Origin of the sequence: Hydrotalea lipotrueae, from assembly GCF_019249625.1 — a bacterium.
Lineage (GTDB): Bacteria > Bacteroidota > Bacteroidia > Chitinophagales > Chitinophagaceae > Hydrotalea > Hydrotalea flava.
Genome location: NZ_JAESDL010000011.1, coordinates 35,614 through 57,167 on the forward strand (window position 1 = coordinate 35,614; position 21,554 = coordinate 57,167).

The following is a 21,554-nucleotide window of genomic DNA, read 5'->3' on the forward strand; positions in this document are numbered from 1 at the left end:
AATGTAAAAGCTGCAATGGGAGAGGACTATGTTTATTATTTTCAGAAAAAACAGCCCTGCAGAAGCAAAAGTTGTATTTGCAAAATTTTCTGATATTACCAAAGCAACTTATCCGGTAGTTACCATGCAATTACAAAAAAATATCAACATTGCCACGCTTTCAAAACAACAATATAAAATTGTGCTTGAGGTTGTAATGCCGGGCTATTAACCCTCTAATTCCATCAATTTTTCAAATAAAATTTCATATTGCTGCTGAGCGGCATCCCATTCTTTTTGAATCGCAGCATAGGCTTTTTCAAATTCAGAAAATTTTGCAGGATCCTTGTACAAATCGGGGTGTACCAATGATATTTCCAAAGCTGATTTTTTCTCGTTCAGTGTTTCTAATAAAGCCTCTGTTTGTTGAAATTTTCTTTTTACCTGTGCTAATTCCTTTTTTTGTTGTTTTTCGGGTTGATTGAATGGGGTGTTATTTTTTTGAAAAGCTACTTCCTTAACCGGCTGAGGTGTTGCCGCTTTTCCTTCTTTTTTGGAAGAATTTTGCTTCGCCATTCTTTCATTCCATTCTACCCATTCCTGATAAGTTCCTTTAAATTCTTTAATCTGATGGTCAACAATTTCCCAAATTTTATTGGCTGTTTTTGAGATAAAAAACCGGTCGTGACTAACTAATAAATAACTGCCTTCATAATTATTCAGTGCCTCGGCCAATAGTTCAACAGAATGCATATCTAAGTGGTTGGTAGGTTCATCCAGTAATAGAAAATTACTTCGGCTTACAATTACTTTGGCCAAAGCAACACGAGCTTTTTCACCTCCGCTGAGTAATCTGATTTTTTTATCGCTGTCGTCCCCGCTGAATAAAAAACAACCTAACAAGGTGCGCAGTTCCAATTCATTTTTGTTGCTGCCACATTCTTTCATTTCATCCAGAATTGAATTGTTGAGGTTTAAGGCCTCTAATTGGTGTTGCGCATAAAAACTTTCCTCAACATTATGGCCCCAATTGCGCAATCCCTCAAATGTTTCAGTACCGGCAACAATTCTTAACAAAGTAGATTTTCCTTTACCATTGGCACCAATTAGTGCTATTTTATCGCCTCGGTTTATTTCGGCACTTGCATTTTGCAGAATGGTGGAAATACCAAATTTTTTATCAATATTTTTTAATTCGCAAATAATTTTACCCGGTTGTTTTTCTACTTGAAAATTTATTCTCATGTTTGGCCGCTCAAGGCTAACATTTTCAATGCGTTCAATTTTGTCTAATCGTTTAATGGCACTTTGTGCAGCAGCTGCTTTTGTGGCTTTAGAGCGAAAGCGTTCAATGAATCTTTCCTGCTGGCGAATGTATTCCTGTTGATTTTCATATGCTTTTTGCTGCAGTTCAATACGTAGCTCTTTTTCTTTTTCATAAAAATCAAAATCGCCCACGTACACATGTAATTGTTGTTGGTACAATTCAACGATTTTATTCACCATTCTATTTAAAAAGAACTTATCATGACTGACAATTACCACGCTACCCTGATAGTGTTTTAGGTACTTTTCTAACCATTCAATAGAAGGCAGGTCAAGATGGTTGGTCGGTTCATCTAACAATAGTACATCGGGTTGTTGTAAAATCATTTTGGCCAAAAGTACCCGCATCCGCCATCCACCACTGAATTCTTTGTAAGGACGGTGCAGATCGGCATTTTGAAAGCCAAGTCCCTGTAATACCTCCTCTGTTCTGTGATGAATGGTATAACCGCCGGCTACTTCCAGTTCGTGTAACTTATCGGTATATGCCATTAAAAGTGCTTCGTCTTCTTTTGTTTCCAAAATTTTACCCAATTCCGCAATTTCTCTTTCTAATTGTTTTACTTTTTCAAAGGCACCCATCGCTACTTCAAGAATGGAATCATTGGTATCAAAACTCAATAAATCCTGATGCAGATACCCAATGGTGGTATCTTTCCCTTTTTCAACTGTGCCTTTTGATGGAGTATACTCGCCCACCAAAACCTTTAATAGGGTCGATTTTCCGGTTCCGTTATACCCAATTAATCCAATTCTGTCACCCGGCTGTATGTGCCAGGTAGCATCTGCTACAATTACTCTTGCACCAAATTCAAACGTAACATTTTGTAAACCTATCAACATTTTTTTTTGTATGTTTTGCTGCAAAGGTAATTGTCTGGTTTGAATGCATGCATGCAATAAGTGACATGCATCTAATTATCAATATATTGAAGGTAATTCAGAACTGATTTGCGCAGGTTTAAGTAAATTTGATGTATTATTCAATATAGAATTGATGGTATGAAATTATGGCATTGGGGTTTTGTATGTTGTTTTGTTGTAATAGGATTAATAGCATGTAATCAAACCGATAAGAAAGTTCCTATTCAGGAAAATACAGATGAGCCGCTCATGGTATCGAAACACCAAATAAAATTTGATGCTGCATTTTCGGTGTTTTTGCACCAGTATTATCAATTGTCTGACGGATTGTATCATCAACAAATGAATACTATGAACAAGGCTGCTACCGATATGATGACTGCTGCCGATAGTTTACCGTTTCAGTTACTGAAAGCAGATACAGTGATTATTGAAACAGCACAACAAAATGTTGCGAACATAAAGGCAGATTTAGCGGGTATGGTTGGTGAACAAAATATGCAGGAAAAATTAAAAGGTTTTGCTGCAGTAAGCCAGGCGTTATATGATTTAATTAGAACCGTTCAATACAGTAAAGAAACAGTATATCATTTTCATTGTTCTACTGTTTTTAATAATGCCGGAGCCGATTGGTTAAGTAATTGTTCTGAAATTCAAAATCCATATTTGCCAAAAGCAAAAACTGTTTGTGGTAGTTTATTGGATTCATTACAATTTAAACCTTAAAACAAGCTTGCATTTGCATCATTATTATTTTAATATTTTTCTGCCCGGATGGTTTTGGGTCGGTAAGTAATTAGTACTTTGGCATTGGTGCCTTCATCAGAAGTAATAAAAATTTCATGCCTTTCATTACCGGCTGTGACTACCATTAATGCAGTATTGGGCGGTACATCGCCTAAATTATTGGCCACTGTAATAATTTCATGTGTTGGATTTTCTTTGCTCAGATGCAAGTATACTGTAATGGGTTTTTCGCTGAGCCTGCCGCTGTTCACCACTAATTGATGGTCATCATATACAGTAATAGTATCATTGTCAATTACACCATTGTCGTAAAAATCTATTTTTACATCTGGTGCAGCAACAAATATTTCCTTCACCATTTTATTTTTTCGTTCGGTTAATTCAGGTGGAATAACCGAAGACTGGGGAGTTGTTTTTACAACCGGTTTTTGGGCCGTATCCGGTAAAACCGGCGTTGTTTCCCTTTGCTTGTTTTGTTGTAAATTGGGTGTTGCAGGTTTTGTATTATTCCCACTTATTGTATTTTTTTGTTGTATTTCCTGAATCAATGCATTAATTTGTTGATTGTTGTTGAAATCAGGCGCTGGATTTACATCGGGTATTTTTTTTAGCAAAGCAGCTTTGCTTTTGGGCCCCCAGTTGCCATCTACAGTAATTCCCAATGCCTGTTGTAATTTTTTGATATTAACATGCTTAGAAGAGGCAATAGCCGGTGGTGAATCCGGTTTATTTTTCTCAACCAGCGGGTTTTGTTTTAAGAAGGGGGCAGGTTCAAAATCAGATTCGGGCACTTTTTCTAAATATACCATCCCACTGCCGCAATCCGTTTTATCTTTTTCACCCATACTGGAATAAGTACCGGAAAGCGTTTGCAGTTTACCTTCTTTACTATAATCCAAATAACAGGTCATTAAACAGGGCACACTGTAATCGCCAGCTTTTATTTCCAGCATTTTGGTTTCTTTGATTACTAAATTTTTAGTAGCAGGCGTATACAAGCCCCTGAATGCAGCCTTACCATAAAATACAGTGGTTTTATAGGAATAAGTAACACCTTCCAATGCTTTATTGGGCAGCTCATTAATTTGCACTTCATACTTATATCTGTCTTCCACAAACTGTCCGGAAAAGGGGTTATAATTTTTTTGTATAAAATAGCCCCTCCATATTCCCGTTAATTTTTGAGCGGGGAGCAATTGAAAATTCATGCAGAGAAAAAGGCAGATTGCAACAACACGATACATATCTTACAAAGCTAAGTTTCTTAATGAGGATGGCAGTATAATAAAGCGTTAAGGTTTTTTGAAGCAATTTAGTACAAAAAAAAATCTCTGCTGCCAATTTGTTACCTTTGTGTTTCTTTAAAAAATATATTTAAAATTGAATATGATTGAAATTCGTTTTCCCGATGGTGCAGTGAGGACATACCCCAAAGGCACCACTTCATTGGAAATAGCAAAATCTATTAGTGAGGGATTAGCAAAAAAAGTACTGGCAGCTAAAGTGAATGGTGTGGTTTGGGATGCCACACGACCTATTGAAACCGATGCTACATTGCAATTACTTACCTGGAATGATACCGATGGCAAACAAACTTTTTGGCATTCTTCAGCTCACTTAATGGCCGAAGCGGTTGAAAGTATGTTTCCGGGTGTTAAATTTTGGGTAGGCCCGGCCATTGACCATGGATTTTATTATGACATGGATCTGGGCGACAGAAAAATGACGGAAGAGGATTTGCTAGCATTAGAGAAAAAAATGAATGAACTGGCTAAACAAGCCAATGCCTACCGGCGTAAAGCCATACCCAAAGCCGAAGCCATTGCTTATTTTAATGAAAAAGGCGATGAATATAAATTAGACCTTTTACAAAACCTAAACGATGGCGAAATTACTTTTTATACCCAGGGTAACTTTACCGACCTGTGCCGTGGCCCGCATATTCCCAATACCGGATTTATTAAAGCCATTAAGCTTACCAATATAGCCGGTGCATACTGGAAGGGAGATGAACACAATAAACAACTTACCAGGGTATATGGCATTACATTCCCCAATCAGAATGAGTTGGATGAATATTTAGCCATGTTAGAAGAGGCTAAAAAACGCGACCATCGTAAATTAGGCAAAGAATTAAGTATTTTTACAATGGATGATGATGTTGGTCCGGGTTTGCCTTTATGGATGCCCAATGGCACCATTATTATTGAAGAATTAGAAAAATTAGCCAAAGAAACAGAAGAAGATGCCGGTTATAAAAGGGTAGTAACACCGCATATTGCCAAAGAAAGCATGTATTTAACCAGTGGTCACCTGCCTTATTATGCCGACAGTATGTTTCCGCCCATGGAAATGGATGGAGAGAAATATTATTTAAAAGCCATGAACTGTCCGCATCACCACAAAATTTTTGCTGCGGAATCCAAAAGTTATCGTGATTTGCCTTACCGCATTGCAGAATATGGTACCTGTTATCGGTATGAGCAGAGTGGCGAATTATTTGGCTTAATGCGGGTGCGTTGTTTGCATATGAATGATGCACATATTTATTGTACCAAAGAACAGTTTGCTGAAGAATTTGAGGCAGTAAACAATATGTATCTGAAATATTTTGATTTATTTGGAATAGATAAATATGTGATGCGCTTATCATTGCACGATCCGGCTAAACTGGGGCAGAAATATGTGAATGAACCGCAATTGTGGTTAGAAACCGAAGAAATGGTACGTAAAGTTTTAATAGAAACCAATACACCTTTCATTGAAGTGCCCGATGAAGCTGCCTTTTACGGGCCTAAAATTGATGTACAGATATGGAGTGCCATTGGGCGTGAGTTTACTTTAGCCACCAACCAGGTAGATTTTAATTCAGGAAGAAAATTTTCATTAGCCTACACCACCGCCAATAATGATACAGATATTCCGCTGATTATTCATAGGGCACCTTTAGGTACACATGAGCGATTTATTGGCTTTTTGTTAGAACATTATGCAGGTAAATTTCCGGTATGGCTTGCGCCGCAGCAAGTGGCTGTATTGCCCATTAGCGATAAGTTTGCTGCTTATGCACAGGAAGTAGTACGGCAATTGAAGCAATACCGGGTACGTGCTCAGGTAGATGAACGCAATGAAAAAATAGGAAAGAAAATTCGGGAAGCTGAAATGATGCGAATACCTTATATGTTGGTAGTGGGCGAAAAAGAAATGAATGAAAATATGCTCTCAGTTCGCCGTCAGGGAAGAGGAGATGCAGGCACTTTACCTGTTGAAGCTTTCATAAAAAATATCGTTGCAGAAATATCTAACCGTAAATCTGTTGATTAGCAATATTTAATCATTATTTTTACATTCGAATTTATAATTTAAACCAGTTTAATGGCATTACCTTTTAAAAGTAACAGCGGTGGATACGGAGGAAGAATGAATCCCCGCTTTCAAAGACATCAGGAACCTGAACATCGAATTAACGAAAGAATCAGAGCAGCGCAGGTAAGGTTGGTAGGTGATAATGTAACCGTGGGAATTTATCCGTTACAGGAAGCATTGAAAATTGCGGCAGAACAAGAGATGGATTTGGTGGAAATATCGCCCAACGCAGATCCACCAGTTTGTAAAGTAATTGATTACAAAAAATTTCTGTACGAAAAAAAGAAGAAAGAAAAGGAAATGAAAGCCAATGCCAAACAAAGCGAAGTAAAAGAAATTCGCTTTACGCCAGGCACCGACGATCATGATTTCGACTTTAAATCCAAACATGCAGAAAAGTTTTTACAGGATGGCAATAAAGTGAAAGCTTATGTTCAATTTAAAGGAAGGGCTATTCAGTTTAAAGAAAGAGGAGAACTGATATTATTAAAATTTGCTGAAAGACTGGCAGAAATTAGTCAGCCGGAAAGTTTACCCAAATTAGAAGGCAAAAGAATGTTTCTGATGCTTACGCCTAAAACAGCAAAAAAGAAAAAAGAATCCGCATAAATTTAAATTGTTACATCATTATTAAGAGGCTGTCTCAAAATTGAGGCCGCCTTTTTTATTGTACATTAGTTTTTTTGATATTTATCAAACCAGTAATACCGCTCATACATTTTAACATACTGCAAAGTTTTTATACAGATTTCCTACAGAATACAAGGTTAGTTTTGCAATTTAATTAGTTGCCGAAAATTCTTTTAACTGATGTATAAATTTTTCCTCACTGTTTTATTGTTTATTGTTTCAACACAGGTTCAGGCTTTTGATGCTGCTGCGGGCAAAGTAACCGGTAAGGTAATGGATGCTGTAAGCAAACAACCCATTGAATATGCAACGATAACCGTTTTAAATAAAAGCACAAAGAATGTAGTCAATGGAACCATTACCGATGGCACGGGATCTTTTGTAATAAAAGGATTGGCTCCGGGCAATTATATTTTTAAAATACAATCGCTGGGTTATCAGGAATATACCATTAATACAGTTAGTGTACAAAAAAACGCTTCCATCAACTTACCGGTTATTGCATTGGTAAAACAGGAGAATGTACTACAAGGCGTTACCGTTACTGCTAAAAAACCTTTGGTTGAAAACAAAATTGATAAGATGGTTTTTAATGCAGAAAAGGATCTTACCTCTCAAAGTGGGGTTGCTACCGATTTATTGAAGAAAGTGCCCATGGTTTCAGTAGATGTAGATGGTAATGTACAGTTGGCAGGTAGTTCCAGTATTCAGTTTTTAATTAATGGGCGACCTTCTACCGCATTTGGCAATAATATTGCCGATGTATTACAGGCAATACCTGCCAGCCAGATTAAAAGTATTGAAGTGATTACCAACCCCGGCGCCAAATATGATGCATCCGGATTAGGTGGTATCATTAACATCATTTTAAAAGATAACCATGCAAAAGGCATCAATGGTAATTTGTCATTAACAGCAGGTACTTTATTGCAAAATGGTTCTTTTAACCTAACAGCAAGAAAGAAAAATTTTGGTATCAATGCATTTGTAAGCGGCGGTGCCCGTTTAAGATCAACCACTCCCAATACAGTTGACAGAGTATCGATGGATACGCTGAATAAAACCAATGTTGCTTTATTACAATCAGGCACATCACGTTTTACCCGTCATGGCATGCAATCGGGGATTGGCTTCGACTGGACACTCGACTCAATGAATAATATTTCAGGCGGTGTAAATTATAATTTGTTTGGGTATGCCGGCAGCGGTTTTGTGAATCAAACACAAACCACCACCGATATAATGAACGGTGGCAATGTGTTATCTGACATCGCTTCTTTCAGTAACTCAAATGGCGGATTTCATTTTCATAATATTGATGCCAATTTAAATTACAAGAAAACATTTGCAAAGCCCGATCAGGAATTAGATATTTCATTGAATTCCAGTTTTGGACATAATCATGGTTACTCAAACAGCGAGCAGTTTTTAGTACCATCAGATTCAAAGTTTTTTGGAACACAGAACGATAATCCGGGTACCAATAACGTACATGTATTGACGGTAGATTATACACAACCCATTACCTCAAAAATAAAATTTGGAACCGGAGGCAGAGTTACTTTAACCGATATTAACAGTACAGCTTCCATTCTTTCACTCAATAACAATACCGGCAATTATTATTTTGATTCTACACAATCCAACCATCTCAACTACCATCAGCAGGTATATGCTGTATATAGCGAATTAAGTTTTCCGGTTGGGACCTTGTTTGATGCTAAAGTTGGCGGACGTTACGAAAGAACTGAAATAAACGATTATTATTCCAATGCAATCTCCCAGGTAAAAACCCCGGGTTACAATACATTTGTACCCAGTGTTTACTTCATCAGAAAATTAACCGGCAATTCAACTTTAAAAATTAGCTACTCTAAACGAATAGAACGCCCCAGCTATCAGGATTTGAACCCTTTCGTTAATACTAGCGATCCTAAAAATATTTCAACAGGTAATCCTTATTTGCAACCCCAAATAGGTAACCGCTATGAGTTGAGTTACAACAAGCAAATTAATAATATAGGTTCGTTTATGATCGCAGCATTTTATCGCACATCAAATCATGATATACAGCCTTATGTGGTTTTTTATCCTGATTATACCGTAGGAGATTCAGTTTTTACAAATGTATCAGTGAGTACCCGACAGAACATTGGCTTGGAAAAAAATATAGGTATAAATTTATTTTCCAGTATTGATGTATCCAATGCACTGAACCTGCGAACCAATATGTTTTTTTATGAACGCAATACCATCAACGCATTAGATCCTGGCTATAATTCAAATAGTTTCAATTACCATATTAATTTAAATGCGAGTTACCAGTTTAAACATGATGTAGCAGCAGAAGTATTTGGTAATTTTCGTTCTGCCAGAAATGAAGTACAGGGCAGGTATCCCTCTTTCACTACTTACAGCTTTGCGGTTCGTAAACAATTTTGGAACAAAAAAGGAAGTTTGGCTTTAACAGCAGTAAATGTATTCAGTCAATATCTTGATCAGAGAACGGTTTTAACAGGACCCAATTTTACCACCAATAATTTAAGACAAATTCCTTTTCGCTCTATCGGACTCAATTTTACCTGGAAATTCGGTAAGTTAGAATTTAAAAAAGACGACAATACCAAGCCAGATTCCGGGGGAAATGGATTAGACAATGGTTAGTATATGCTACTGAACTGTTGATGTATTTGTATTTCCAATTTATCAATCACCATCATAGCATTCAGAATTTATTCCAGGCCACCCCTGCCACTCATTTTTGGCACCCTAAAGGCTCTTTCAATGTGCCATAGGTTCTTATAATTTTCAATGACCTGCTTATCGGATATTTTGGTATTGGTGGTGTATCCTTTTAACCCATCCCAGACTTTATCCTGATGAAACTTTTGATAATCAATAGCTATAGATATATTGCCTTCTAATTTTAAGTATTTGTTGTAGCCTTTGTTGTTGATGTTTTCATTTTCTGTTGTATTGATGCATGAAAATAACTTTCATGAGAACATAAGTAATTGGACATGCGGCTACTCATGTATGGCTATCACAAAAAAATGATTCTTTTAAAAGTAGTGAAAACCTACAGTCATCAAAAAGCCACCTTTTACAAGATGGCCTTTTTTTATATACGGGTTAATCTGTGTTGTGTTATTCACCACCGTCAATCCGAACGGGATAGCTATAGGTATCACCATAACCGGGATAAATACCATCTATTCTAACGGTACCACTATTGCTGGAATTAGATAGGGCAGCTTTTAAATCGTCTACTGTTTTTACTTCAATACCATTTACGGCAGTAATCACAAATCCTTCCTGTATGCGTGATTTTTGAATAGCGCCACCGGGCTGTATTTTCTTTACTACTACACCACCATTTAGGTTATTGGCATCGGCGGTCTTCTTATCTACATTCGCCAGATCGGCTCCCAAACGATCCATTACATTGGCTACCTTCACTACATTGGTGTTACCTGCTTTGTTTTTAAGGGTAACGTTCACGGTTTTCTGTTCGCCGTTTCTGATATAACCCAGTGTAATTTTATCACCCGGTTTGTAACGGGCAATTTGTTCAACCATTTCTGGTCCTGTGGTAACGGTCACCCCATTGATGTTGGTAATAATATCGCCTTTTTTAATGCCTGCCTCAGCAGCGGCACCACCGGCGGGTACATCTAATACATAAATACCATTGTTTACATCTTTAATACCGGCTTGTTTTTTCTCTTCATCACTCAAACCATCTTTAGGATAAGATATACCCAAAAATGCACGTTGTACGGTTCCGTATTTAATAATATCGTTCACAACTTTCTTTACAATATTTACCGGAATAGCATACGAGTATCCTGCATAAGAACCGGTAGGAGAGGCAATAGCCGAATTAATACCAATTAATTCGCCACGGGTATTGATTAATGCACCGCCACTGTTACCCGGGTTAACTGCCGCATCGGTTTGGATAAATGATTCAATAGGTGTTGCACTTTGGCGTGAGTTAATATTAATCTGCCTGGCTTTGGCACTAATAATACCGGCGGTAACCGTAACGTCTAATGTCAATGGATAACCAATAGCCAGTACCCATTGTCCTAATTTGGCTTCATCACTATTGCCGTATACCAGATAGGGAAGGTTTTTGGCATCAATTTTAATAACAGCCAAATCACTACTGGGGTCGGTACCTACTACCGTTGCTTTGTACGTTTTGCGGTTAGGTAAGGTAATATTAATTTCATCGGCACCATCAATCACGTGGTTATTGGTAACAATATAGCCATCTTCACTAATAATAACCCCACTGCCACTGGCTCTTTGTTCAGGAATAATTCTGGGGCCCATGCCACCAAATAAATCGCCAAACATATTATCGCCAAAAAAATCGCTGAATGGGTCATTGCGTTTGGGTAAGTCATTGCTAACCTGTTTGGCTTTGGTTCTGGTTTTAATATGAACAACTGCAGGTGTGGCCGCAGCACAAGCCTCTGTAAAATCAAAACTGTTGTCTGATGATCCGGAATGGTTGTTAAAAAAACCGGCATAGTTTACGGGTAATTTACCGGGTTCCTGCATTCCTGCATACCTGTATTCCTGATAACGGCCAAAGCCCCATACACTTAATAAAGCGGTTGCAGCACTAATGGCAACAATCGCTAACACGTTTTTAAGTTTCATAGTATATACATTAATAAATGTGAAAAATTAAACTTCTATTGCAAAGTAACGAAGCAGTTTGAATACTGTTTGTTAGTAAAAATCCATTTAACAAATGTTTTACGATGCTTGTCGTATTTGCTGTTAGTGAACTCAAAAAAATTATAACACGCTTTGGTTAACATGGTTGTAATTAGCAATGTTGTTTAAAAATAATAAGGTGTCTTCTCCATCGGCATAATCGTTCAGTGCCGGTTGTTGCGCATTTCCGAAAGGTACATCTTTTTTGCTAACAATGCATTGTACATCGTTGTTTCGTTGCAATGTTTTTTTCAATTCCTGTGCATTGCTGTAATAACCGTAGTGTATTTGTGCAATGGGAGAGAAGAGTGTTTCTTTTTCTACCAGCAGCACCGATTCATTCGTCATATAATACTGATTGCTCATAATTAATACAGCCAGTTGGTAATCATAATTGTGTTTGTATTTATGAAAATCCATATAATAATCGTATTGCTTCAAGGCTTGCAGCAGAGGGATGAAATCATAATTTTCCGGAACATAAATTTTGGTAACATTTCTGCATCCCAAACCAAAATACAATTGAATGTCTGAGGCCAGGGCAGCAAGTTCCTCTTTTGTTTCCTCACCGGTTAACAGTGCTACAGAGGTTCTGTTGCGGCGTATAATGTGCGGATATTTTCCAAAATAATAGTCAAAATACCGGCTACTGTTATTGCTGCCTGTGGCAATATAGGCATCACAGCCTTTTAATTGTGGCGCAATAGTGATGCTATCTTTCAGTGAAGGCTCAAAGACAAATAATTTTTGTATCAGGTGGGTGATCAGTACTTCATCTTTTGAAGAAGGTTTAATAATGGCATTGTGCCCGCTGATGCATACACATAAAAAATCATGAAACCCAACCAATGGAATATTACCAGCCATTACAATACCAATATTTTTGGGGCTTGCATTGTGTTGGGCAATATCGTATTGCTGTACCCAGGCGGCTAATTTATCTTCCTGTAAAAAAGCGGTACAAATATTTTCAATGGCTGTATCAATAAATTCGGGTAAAAACCAGAAATTTTTTTCGGCAGCTATTTTTTTTATAGCTTGCCATTCTGCCTCATTTGCCTGCATATAGGCGCCTAATTTGCTCAATGCGATAATTCTTTGTGCTAAATCCATTTGTTGAATTGCTTTTGCGTTTAAATTTGTTACATCTTTCAAAAATTCAAAATTACACTTATGGCCATTAAAATTACAGATGAATGTATTAATTGCGGTGCCTGTGAGCCCGAATGTCCCAATAATGCTATTTACGAAGGCGGTGTTGAATGGGCAATTGCCGATGGAACTACTGTAAAAGGCACGTTTACTTTAATGGACGGTACTGCTGTGGATGTAGAACAACGCTTTCCACCCATATCAACCGATACCTATTATATTGTTCCCAATAAATGTACGGAGTGTCAGGGTTTTCATGAAGAGCCCCAATGCGCCTCTGTTTGTCCGGTAGATTGTTGCGTACCCGATGAAATGTATCAGGAAACAGTAGAAGGGCTGCTTGCTAAAAAAGACCGTTTGCATATTTAACATTTGTGCATATTTTTTTGTAGAAAAAAATTTGTCATTTTCTACAAAAGCATATTAACTTTATAAGGTCAATCAAATGCTACTGAAAAGTAACATTCTGTAACGGTGGGTGATATTTCCCGCCAGCGTGAGGTGAAGAAGCTATAGGTTTCTTCACCTTTTTTGTAGCCGATTGGTGCTGAGCATAGCTGCTGATTCTCGAACTCGTATCCATTGTAAACATAGAATAGTTGCTATATTTGGCATATACATGTAAAAAAGGTAATTGGGTTGGCCTTTTAATACACATGATAATTGCAAATGGTAAAAAGTATTAATCATAATATATGAAGAAAAAGATTGCTTTGGTTACGGGCGGATATAGTCGCGAGGCGGAAATAAGTTATAAAAGCGCTAAAACAATAGAAACGCATATCAATCGCTTATTATACGATGTATTTGTGATTGATATTACTCCGGAAGGATGGTGGTATATTCCATCCAATGGTCAACAACAGCCAGTGAACAAAGCCGATTTTACTATTCAGGAATCGGGTACTACCATTCATTTTGATGCCGTTTTATTTTGTATACACGGCACACCCGGCGAGGATGGTAAAATGCAGGGCTATTTTGATATGCTACATCTGCCTTATACTAGTTGTGATGCTGCTACATCGGCCATTACCTTTAATAAACGGTATACCGTTGCTGTAGTAGCATTCAGTGGCATTTCGGTTGCCAAAAGCATGCATGTATTTCATCATACACCGGTAACTGCAACTGAAATTTTGCAAACCATACAATTGCCTGTGTTTATTAAACCCAATAATGGTGGCAGTAGCATTGGTATGAGTAAAGTGAATGATGCGGCCGAACTAATGCCCGCTATTGAAAAAGCATTCCAAGAAGACAATCAGGTGTTGGTAGAAGAATATATTGCCGGCCGTGAATTTACCATTGGGGTATTTAAATCTGAAGGAAACATTATTGTATTGCCCATTACAGAGGTGATGACCGAAAAAGATTTTTTTGATTTTGAAGCAAAATACCATGGAAAAAGCAAGGAAATTACGCCGGCCATTATACCTGCCGAATGGCAAAACAAATTAGAAGCAGCAGCAAGAAAGGTTTATGAAGTGTTGAATTGCCGCGGTATTGTACGAATGGATTTTATTTTTAATGAAACCAGGCAAGCGCCTTATTTGTTAGAAGTGAACACAATACCCGGACAAAGCGAAGCGAGTATTGTACCCCAGCAGGTTAAAGCAATGGGGTGGAGCCTGCAGGAATTTTATACCCGATTAATTGAGGAGGCTTTTAACAAATACTAAATGGCTTTTACCCTTCAAATCAATTATTTTCACCGAACCAACTAAAAATATCGTGTTTAAATTCATTACGCGTAAGCCTCTTTGGGTAAATATTATGGCAGCCATTGGCATTGTATTGGTTGCGCTGTTTGTTTTCATTGAAATGTTGTCGTTTATAACCCAACATAATAAAACCGAAAAAGTACCCTCTGTAATTGGGCAAAATATAGATGCTGCACGAGAAGCTTTAACCGCAAAGGGTTTTCATGTGCAGGTAATCGATTCAGTATATGATAATACCATTGGGGCATTGGCTGTGGCCAAACAAAGTCCTGATGCCGATGCACAGGTTAAACTGGGGCGTACTATTTATTTAACCGTGAATCGGGCATCAGCACCCGAAGTATCAATGCCCAACTTAATCGGTTTTTCCATTAAAAGTGCACAAATGTATTTGCAAACCCTTGGGTTAAAAATGGGTGATACTACTTATAAACCGGATATTGCCCGTAATGCTGTGTTAGAGCAACGGTATAATGGAAGCAGCATTAAGCCCGGCACCAAATTGCCCGTGGGCAGCGCTATTAGTTTTGTGTTAGGCAGCGGTATTGGCAGTGGTGAATACCAGGTGCCCGATTTAATTGGACTCACTTTGGCACAGGCACGTAACCAGTTGAATGCTTTAAATATTAATATTGGTTCAATTGTACCCATGGATAACGTGTCTGATACATTGAATGCTTTTATTGTGAAACAAATTCCGGAAGTATTTACCGAAGTATCACCGGGTACCAAAGTGCATAATGTAATTCATCAGGGACAGGTGGTAGATGTATTTATCAGTAGTACACCACCACCCGCAAGAGATTCTGCCTTGCGCTACTAAACTATCATTCACTAATTTATAAAAATATGAAAGTACTTTCAGTAGATGACTTAAAAATGAAAATTGAAAATGGCGAACCGGTAAACCTGATAGATGTGCGGGAACCGCATGAAAATGCAGAATTTAATATTGGTGGAATTTTACTGCCTTTAGGCAAAGTGCAAACCATGCAAATTGAAGCGATTGAAGATTTAAAAGAGGAACCTATTATTGTGTACTGCAGAAGTGGCAACAGAAGCATGCAGGCTGCCATGATATTAGAGCAATTAGGTTTTAGTGATGTTACCAATTTAGCCGGTGGTATGCTGGCATGGGAAGATAAATTTGGCCGATAAAAAAGAGGTTAGCTTGATGAACCGGCTAACCTCCTTTGTTGAATTTGTGTACAATCTTTATAAAAAAATATTCACAGCCATCATAAAATTGGTGCCGGCCATGGGGAAATAATTATTATCGGTGTACAACTGATTGTTGCTGATGTAACTATAGGTATAACCGTTGGGCTGGTATAATTTATTGAATACATTATTCACCTGCAGAATAAAATTCCATTCCTTAAATACTACATTCTTTACACTATAACTGGTGCGAACGGTTTCAGTAAAAAAGCCGGGCAAACTTCTGTTTTCGGTTTGGGTATTATCCATATACTGTTTGCTTACATATTTGCTTAACAAACTAAGGGTAACATTTTTTGCAGGAATAATATTGATGGTAACACCACCAATAATATCGGGCGAAAAAGAAATATCTGTATTGTTGTGTTGCACGGCATTTTGTCCGCCGGTATCATAATTGTCTATATACTCGGTAAAGCTTTTTATTTTATTTCTGCTAAAACTAAAATTAGCTTGCGCATTTAGCCATTCATTAAATACATATGCACCTTGTAATTCAATTCCCATTCTGTAACTGTTCGGAACATTAATGCGGGTATAAGCACCTACATCGTTAATAATACCGGTTAACACCAATTGGTTTTTGTACAACATATAATACAGATTGGCGCTATAATTAAAACGGCTATTTTTTCTGGCAACGCCTAACTCAAAATCGTGTAGGGTTTCTGCTACGGGCTGATTTTGTAAACTGGCCTGAAAATCATCTCTGTTGGGTTCTTTATTACCCAAGGCATAACTGAAATAGGCCTGCCAACTATTGTGGCTGTAGGTAATACCTGCTTTCGGATTCACAAAGTGAAAAGTACGGTTTACATTTAAATTGCCATTGCCTTCAAAGCCCTGCATATTGTGGGTAACGGTACGGTATTGCACATCGGCAAAACTATACCAGTACTTTGCAAAATTGTGTTGCCATTTGGTATACACATTGATGTCGGTTTTTACTGCAGGATAATAATAATACTGATAGTTGGGCTCTGTTACACCATATTGTGCCCATATTACATTACCGAAATGGTTGCCTTCATACCGCGTCCATCCACCACCAATAGTGAGTTCATCTTTGGCGTTTTTGTATTGCAGTGAGGCAATTTGCCCGTAAAAATGGTTGCTTAACCAGCGGCGGCGAATTAAATCGGTTGAATCAAGTACCGTATTGCCCACGATAAATGGCGATAAACCATAATCACTAAAATTTTGCGCGGCTTTGTATTCTTCATAATAACCCCGGCCATAAGTCATGAATAAAGCTGTATTAAAATTCCAACGATTGTTGATTTCCTGATTCAGAAATAGCTGATAGTGGTCTTGCTGGTAATTGTCGGTTTCGTTGGCGTATGGTGCTCCGGGTTTTTCTGTTCCGGCGGGATTGTAGGTTCTGTCTTTTGCCAACAGGGTATCGGGTACGCCGTACCAGGCCTGATAAGTTTTTTCTTTTCCGGAGAAAATATTAAAACGAATGGAAGTTTTTTTGTTGATATAAGCGGTAGAAAGCGCAAATGATTGCAGCAGTGAGCTGGCACGGTCAATATACCCATCGCTGCTGATTTTGCTCAAACGGGCATCAACGGTAAAATGTCCATTCAATAAACCACTACCCACTTTCAATGTATTTTTCCAGGAGTTGAAAGAGCCATAACTATTATTGACTTCAGCATAAGGCTTTTCATGAAATTCGTTGGTAGAAAGGTTGATGGTAGCGCCAAATGCACCAGTGCCGTTGGAGGAAGTACCTACGCCACGCTGAATTTGAATGCTATTGAGCGATGAAGCAAAATCAGGTAAATCCACCCAATAAGTACCCTGGCTTTCTGCATCATTATAAGGAATACCATTAAGGGTAACATTTATTCTCGTAGCATCTGTACCTCTGATGTGGATATCGGTATAGCCAATGCCATTGCCGGCATCTGAGTTTACAAACACAGAAGGGGTTTGGTTGAGGAGGAATGGAATATCCTGTCCCAGATTGGTTTTGGCAATTTCCTGTTCATTGATATTGGTAACTGCAAATGGTGCTTTACTGCCTGCGCGGATGGCCTTCACTTCTAAAGGCTGTAGGAATAATGGAATGTTGGTTAAAGTAATTTCTAACTTTTGTCCTTCCTGAGGTATTTGAATGGTACGCTTGTACACTTCAAATCCAATGCTGTTTACAACAACGGTAGTATTGCCGGTTATCAGGTTCATGAAAATAAAATGGCCATCATCACCGGTAATGGTGGTTCTGTTTTGCGTTGTAATAGCAGCGCCTGCAACGGGTTTTTTGGTTTGTGCATCTACTACTACACCCGAAAGAAAAGCATGTTTTTTTATCTGGCTAAAGCTGTTAACGTAACAAAGCAAAAATGCCAGCGTTCCCAAAAAGAATTTCATTTTTTTTTGATTAAATGGTTAAAAAATTTGGGAACAGGGAGCTGTGCTAATGGAGAGGCTGACTAAAATAAGCAGTACACCTTCCCTTCGCAGGAATTACCCTGTTCAGGTTCAACGGGTATTATCTCAGCCGGATGTTGTTGATGTGTTAACCCATCAAGGCAATCCAGCACCCCGGGGAAAATCTGCCGCAAAATTAATGCGTAAAAATTTAAAAAGGGTGTAACTTTTTTTGCAGTGCTGCGTTTCAATGTAAAAACTAACTTTTTTGTTTCATTTCTTTAAACAAATAACAATGAAAAAAATAATGTTGATGCTGGTAATCCTTCTGTCGCTTTCTTTTGTAAAAGGGCAGGAAGTTAAAAATTTGGTGTATGATGCCAATGCCGAAGTACGGAAGGTGGGCAATTTTTCCGGATTAGATGTTTCCGGTGCTGTTACGGTGTACCTTTCACAAGGTAATACCAATGCCGTTGCCATTAGTGCCGATGGGGGCGATAAAGCAAAAATTATCACTGAAGTAAAAAATGATGTATTGCACATTTATACGGAAAGTGGTTTTTGGAACAAATGGAATTGGAGCGATAAAAAAATTAAAGCTTATGTAACAGTTACTGATTTAAATAAAATTGTGCTTTCAGGGGCCAGCCAGTTGAATATTGTTGATCAATTAAAAGGAAATGCTTTAAAATTAAAAGCAACCGGTGCCAGTTATGTAAAAGGCAGTTTTAATGTAGCTGAATTATCCATTAACTTAAGCGGAGCATCTAATGCAACAATGAAAGGACAGGTAGGAACTTTAAATGTAGATGTTAGCGGCGCCAGTGTAATAAAAGGTTATGATTTAACCGTAGCCAACTGCGATGTATCTGCTTCCGGCGCATCGAATGTTCGTGTAAATGTAGAAAAAACTTTTACCCGATTAGAAGCCAGTGGTGCCAGCAGTATACGATATAAAGGCAACCCCGTTATTCAAAATATTCAGTCGAGCGGCGCATCTTCCATTAAAAAAGAAGACTAATGTTAAATTAGTTTTGGCAGTTCACCTTACTAACCTTAATTTTGCAACTTATTAAATCGCGAGGTAGAGCAGCGGTAGCTCGTCGGGCTCATAACCCGAAGGTCGGAGGTTCGATTCCCCCCCTCGCAACTAAAACTTTAAAAGCCTCAATTCGTGAGGCTTTTAGTTTTTAAACACAGTTATCATCATGAAAGCGGGATTTGTAGGTATTTTTGGAAAACCCAATGCAGGTAAAAGCACATTACTCAACGCCTTATTGGGCGAGAAGTTGGCTATTGTTTCTTCAAAAGTGCAAACCACACGCCATCGTATCAAAGGGTTTTTAAGCAAACCCGGCGAATATCAAATTGTATTTTCAGATACACCCGGCATCATTGAAGCCAAATACAAATTGCACGAAAAAATGATGGGTGCAGTGAAAAGTGCATTGGAAGATACGGATGTGGCAATTTTATTAGCAGATGTTACCGACGATTTGGAAAGTTGCGATGCCCTGTTTCAATCGCTGCATTTAAAAGTGCCCGTTATTGTGGTGTTGAATAAAAAAGATAAGGTGGGCAAAGAAGTGTTGCAAAATGCCATTCATTTCTTTGAATCAAAACCTTATGCTAAAAAAGTGTTGGCCATTGCAGCATTGCAGCAGCAAAAAACCGATGAACTGGTCAATTCAATCGTTGAATTTTTGCCCGAAGGAGAACCTTTTTATCCCGAAGATGAATTAAGTGATTTACCCACCCGTTTTTTTGTGAGTGAATTAATCCGGGAAAAAATTTATACTTTGTTTGAAGAGGAAATACCTTATCATGTGGCGGTACTGGTAAACGAGTTTAAAGAAAAAGAACACTTAATTAAAATACAGGCCGATATTATTGTAAACAGAGATACCCAGAAATCGATCATCATTGGGCATCAGGGTAATAAAATAAAAGAAATTGGAACTTTGGCCAGAAAAGATATAGAGGCCTTCTTAGGCGGGAAGGTATTTTTAGAATTATTTGTAAAAGTGCGGCCAAAATGGCGGGATAATGATTTGTTTTTGAAAGAATTTGGCTATCATTAAAAATTTAACCATCTGTAAAAAATGTGAATTATGGGCTATACAGTAGCAATTGTAGGCAGACCAAATGTGGGGAAAAGTACACTGTTTAACCGTTTATTAGAACAGCGCAAAGCTATTGTAGATGATATTAGCGGCGTAACCCGCGACCGGCAATATGGTATTTCTGAATGGGCCGGCAAAACCTTTAATGTAATTGATACCGGCGGTTTTGTGCCCGATTCGCAGGATGTATTTGAAAAAGAAATTCGTAAGCAGGTGCAAATTGCCATTCAGGAAGCCGATACTATTGTTTTTCTGGTAGATGTTGCCGTGGGCATTACCGATTTAGATGATGCCATGGCGCATTTGCTGCGGCAGGCAAAAAAACCAGTGTTTCTAACTGTGAATAAAGTTGATAATGGGCAGCGCGAATTAGAAGCCGCCGAATTTTATCGTCTGGGTTTTGATACCATTTATACCATCAGCAGTATCAGTGGAACGGGTACCGGCGAATTATTAGATGCCATTGTGGCCAATATACCTGAAGTGCTTGATGAAAAGGAAACAACAGAAAAAACAATTCCCAAATTAGCCATTATAGGGCAGCCGAATGTGGGTAAATCTTCATTACTGAATGCTTTGCTGGGTGAAGAAAGAACCATTGTAAGTGATGTTGCCGGAACCACCCGTGATACCATTCATACTCATTACAACTTATTCAATAAAGAATGTATACTAATTGATACCGCCGGTATTCGGAAAAAAAACAGCGAGAAAGACGATTTAGAATTTTATTCTGTAATCCGTGCCATTAAAGCCATGGATGAAGCCGATGTTTGTTTGATTGTAATTGATGCACAAAAAGGTATTACTGCTCAGGATGTATCGTTATTTAGTTTAGCTACCCGTAAAGGAAAAGGTGTAGTAGTAGTGGTTAATAAATGGGATTTGATGGAAAAAAACACTAATACTGCCCGTGATTATGAGAAAAAACTAAAAGAAAAAATTGCGCCATTTACCGATGTGCCCGTTTTGTTTATTTCAGCATTAGAAAAAACAAGGTTACTAAAAGTGCTGGAAGCCGGTATGGCGGTATTTGAAAGTAAGCAACAAAAAATTGCTACATCCAAACTAAATGAAGTAATGCTAAAAGCGGTTGAAGCTTTCCATGCACCGGTAGTGCGGGGGCATACCGTAAAAATAAAGTATGTAACACAGTTGCCAACTCATGTGCCTTCTTTTGCTTTTTTTACTAATTTTCCGGATGATATTAAAATGCCGTACAAAAATTATCTGGAAAATCAGCTCCGTGCACACTTTAATTTTAAGGGAGTACCCATTAGAATTTTCTTTCGGAAAAAATAAATAACAA

The 21,554-nt window shown here is 38.0% G+C and carries 17 protein-coding genes, 1 tRNA gene and 1 riboswitch; of the genes, 13 read left to right on the forward strand and 5 right to left on the reverse strand.

What is annotated here, in order from left to right:
* The first annotated feature begins 28 nt into the window (after window positions 1–28).
* Window positions 29–211, forward strand: coding sequence for a hypothetical protein (locus JK139_RS08155; protein WP_074420386.1), 183 nt, complete (start codon window positions 29–31; stop codon window positions 209–211).
* Here JK139_RS08155 and JK139_RS08160 read toward each other — a convergent pair.
* Window positions 208–2,148: an ABC-F family ATP-binding cassette domain-containing protein gene (locus tag JK139_RS08160; RefSeq protein ID WP_218331016.1), complete on the reverse strand. Its 1,941-nt coding sequence runs from the start codon at window positions 2,146–2,148 to the stop codon at window positions 208–210. The two genes, JK139_RS08155 and JK139_RS08160, sit on opposite strands and share 4 nt — an antisense overlap.
* A gap of 159 nt (window positions 2,149–2,307) precedes the next feature.
* Here JK139_RS08160 and JK139_RS08165 point away from each other — a divergent pair, with 159 nt between their 5' ends.
* The gene (locus tag JK139_RS08165) at window positions 2,308–2,895 is read left to right on the forward strand and encodes a DUF3347 domain-containing protein (RefSeq protein WP_218331017.1); all 588 of its coding nucleotides are present in this window, start codon (window positions 2,308–2,310) and stop codon (window positions 2,893–2,895) included.
* A gap of 29 nt (window positions 2,896–2,924) precedes the next feature.
* Here JK139_RS08165 and JK139_RS08170 read toward each other — a convergent pair whose 3' ends face one another.
* On the reverse strand, window positions 2,925–4,124 hold the full coding sequence (locus JK139_RS08170) for a hypothetical protein (RefSeq protein ID WP_218331018.1): 1,200 nt from the start codon (window positions 4,122–4,124) through the stop codon (window positions 2,925–2,927).
* A 178-nt stretch (window positions 4,125–4,302) separates the two neighbouring features.
* On the opposite strand from JK139_RS08170, the gene thrS reads away from it, so the two are divergent.
* From thrS to JK139_RS08185, 3 genes are all read left to right on the forward strand, one after another.
* The gene (gene thrS, locus JK139_RS08175; RefSeq protein WP_074420383.1) at window positions 4,303–6,240 is read left to right on the forward strand and encodes a threonine--tRNA ligase; all 1,938 of its coding nucleotides are present in this window, start codon (window positions 4,303–4,305) and stop codon (window positions 6,238–6,240) included.
* Window positions 6,241–6,291: 51 nt separating this feature from the next.
* The gene (infC, locus tag JK139_RS08180) at window positions 6,292–6,891 is read left to right on the forward strand and encodes a translation initiation factor IF-3 (protein ID WP_068242113.1); all 600 of its coding nucleotides are present in this window, start codon (window positions 6,292–6,294) and stop codon (window positions 6,889–6,891) included.
* 201 nt (window positions 6,892–7,092) lie between these two features.
* Window positions 7,093–9,576, forward strand: a complete 2,484-nt coding sequence (locus JK139_RS08185) for a TonB-dependent receptor domain-containing protein (RefSeq protein WP_228733171.1) — start codon at window positions 7,093–7,095, stop codon at window positions 9,574–9,576.
* Between the two features lie 483 nt (window positions 9,577–10,059).
* Here the strand turns inward: JK139_RS08185 and JK139_RS08190 are convergent, their stop codons facing one another.
* Together JK139_RS08190 and JK139_RS08195 are read right to left on the reverse strand one after the other, a co-directional pair.
* A complete protein-coding gene (locus tag JK139_RS08190) occupies window positions 10,060–11,586 on the reverse strand; it encodes a Do family serine endopeptidase (protein ID WP_218331019.1) in 1,527 nt (508 codons plus the stop codon).
* A 141-nt stretch (window positions 11,587–11,727) separates the two neighbouring features.
* The gene (locus JK139_RS08195; protein WP_228733172.1) at window positions 11,728–12,801 is read right to left on the reverse strand and encodes an acyl-CoA reductase; all 1,074 of its coding nucleotides are present in this window, start codon (window positions 12,799–12,801) and stop codon (window positions 11,728–11,730) included.
* A gap of 18 nt (window positions 12,802–12,819) precedes the next feature.
* On the opposite strand from JK139_RS08195, the gene JK139_RS08200 reads away from it, so the two are divergent.
* The 4 genes from JK139_RS08200 (at window position 12,820) to JK139_RS08215 (ending at window position 15,680) form a co-directional block, all read left to right on the forward strand.
* Window positions 12,820–13,167, forward strand: coding sequence for a 4Fe-4S dicluster domain-containing protein (locus JK139_RS08200; protein ID WP_218331020.1), 348 nt, complete (start codon window positions 12,820–12,822; stop codon window positions 13,165–13,167).
* Between the two features lie 326 nt (window positions 13,168–13,493).
* Entirely contained in the window at window positions 13,494–14,480 is a 987-nt protein-coding gene (locus JK139_RS08205) for a D-alanine--D-alanine ligase (protein WP_218331021.1), read from the forward strand.
* A gap of 52 nt (window positions 14,481–14,532) precedes the next feature.
* Window positions 14,533–15,345 (forward strand): PASTA domain-containing protein, encoded by an 813-nt coding sequence (locus JK139_RS08210; protein ID WP_218331022.1) that lies wholly within the window; start codon window positions 14,533–14,535, stop codon window positions 15,343–15,345.
* Between the two features lie 26 nt (window positions 15,346–15,371).
* Complete coding sequence (locus JK139_RS08215) at window positions 15,372–15,680, forward strand: rhodanese-like domain-containing protein (RefSeq protein WP_075051765.1); 309 nt, start codon at window positions 15,372–15,374, stop codon at window positions 15,678–15,680.
* A gap of 57 nt (window positions 15,681–15,737) precedes the next feature.
* Here the strand turns inward: JK139_RS08215 and JK139_RS08220 are convergent, their stop codons facing one another.
* Complete coding sequence (locus JK139_RS08220) at window positions 15,738–18,122, reverse strand: TonB-dependent receptor (RefSeq protein WP_218331023.1); 2,385 nt, start codon at window positions 18,120–18,122, stop codon at window positions 15,738–15,740.
* 65 nt (window positions 18,123–18,187) lie between these two features.
* A riboswitch (TPP riboswitch) is annotated at window positions 18,188–18,309 on the reverse strand.
* Window positions 18,310–18,417: 108 nt separating this feature from the next.
* Between JK139_RS08220 and JK139_RS08225 the strand changes: the two genes are divergently transcribed.
* From JK139_RS08225 to der, 4 genes are all read left to right on the forward strand, one after another.
* On the forward strand, window positions 18,418–19,143 hold the full coding sequence (locus JK139_RS08225; RefSeq protein WP_218331024.1) for a head GIN domain-containing protein: 726 nt from the start codon (window positions 18,418–18,420) through the stop codon (window positions 19,141–19,143).
* A gap of 57 nt (window positions 19,144–19,200) precedes the next feature.
* Window positions 19,201–19,272 (forward strand) — tRNA-Met (locus JK139_RS08230).
* Window positions 19,273–19,330: 58 nt separating this feature from the next.
* On the forward strand, window positions 19,331–20,203 hold the full coding sequence (gene era / locus JK139_RS08235) for a GTPase Era (protein ID WP_218331025.1): 873 nt from the start codon (window positions 19,331–19,333) through the stop codon (window positions 20,201–20,203).
* A gap of 30 nt (window positions 20,204–20,233) precedes the next feature.
* Window positions 20,234–21,547 (forward strand): ribosome biogenesis GTPase Der, encoded by a 1,314-nt coding sequence (der, locus tag JK139_RS08240; RefSeq protein ID WP_218331026.1) that lies wholly within the window; start codon window positions 20,234–20,236, stop codon window positions 21,545–21,547.
* Window positions 21,548–21,554: the final 7 nt, after the last annotated feature.

Coding starts and splice junctions, on each gene's coding strand:
- JK139_RS08155 (WP_074420386.1), top strand. CDS start 29: ATGTTTATTATTTTCAGAAAAAACAGCCCTGCAGAAGCAAAAGTTGTA.
- JK139_RS08160 (WP_218331016.1), bottom strand. CDS start 2,148: ATGTTGATAGGTTTACAAAATGTTACGTTTGAATTTGGTGCAAGAGTA.
- JK139_RS08165 (WP_218331017.1), top strand. CDS start 2,308: ATGAAATTATGGCATTGGGGTTTTGTATGTTGTTTTGTTGTAATAGGA.
- JK139_RS08170 (WP_218331018.1), bottom strand. CDS start 4,124: ATGAATTTTCAATTGCTCCCCGCTCAAAAATTAACGGGAATATGGAGG.
- thrS (WP_074420383.1), top strand. CDS start 4,303: ATGATTGAAATTCGTTTTCCCGATGGTGCAGTGAGGACATACCCCAAA.
- infC (WP_068242113.1), top strand. CDS start 6,292: ATGGCATTACCTTTTAAAAGTAACAGCGGTGGATACGGAGGAAGAATG.
- JK139_RS08185 (WP_228733171.1), top strand. CDS start 7,093: ATGTATAAATTTTTCCTCACTGTTTTATTGTTTATTGTTTCAACACAG.
- JK139_RS08190 (WP_218331019.1), bottom strand. CDS start 11,586: ATGAAACTTAAAAACGTGTTAGCGATTGTTGCCATTAGTGCTGCAACC.
- JK139_RS08200 (WP_218331020.1), top strand. CDS start 12,820: ATGGCCATTAAAATTACAGATGAATGTATTAATTGCGGTGCCTGTGAG.
- JK139_RS08205 (WP_218331021.1), top strand. CDS start 13,494: ATGAAGAAAAAGATTGCTTTGGTTACGGGCGGATATAGTCGCGAGGCG.
- JK139_RS08215 (WP_075051765.1), top strand. CDS start 15,372: ATGAAAGTACTTTCAGTAGATGACTTAAAAATGAAAATTGAAAATGGC.
- JK139_RS08220 (WP_218331023.1), bottom strand. CDS start 18,122: ATGAAATTCTTTTTGGGAACGCTGGCATTTTTGCTTTGTTACGTTAAC.
- JK139_RS08225 (WP_218331024.1), top strand. CDS start 18,418: ATGAAAAAAATAATGTTGATGCTGGTAATCCTTCTGTCGCTTTCTTTT.
- era (WP_218331025.1), top strand. CDS start 19,331: ATGAAAGCGGGATTTGTAGGTATTTTTGGAAAACCCAATGCAGGTAAA.
- der (WP_218331026.1), top strand. CDS start 20,234: ATGGGCTATACAGTAGCAATTGTAGGCAGACCAAATGTGGGGAAAAGT.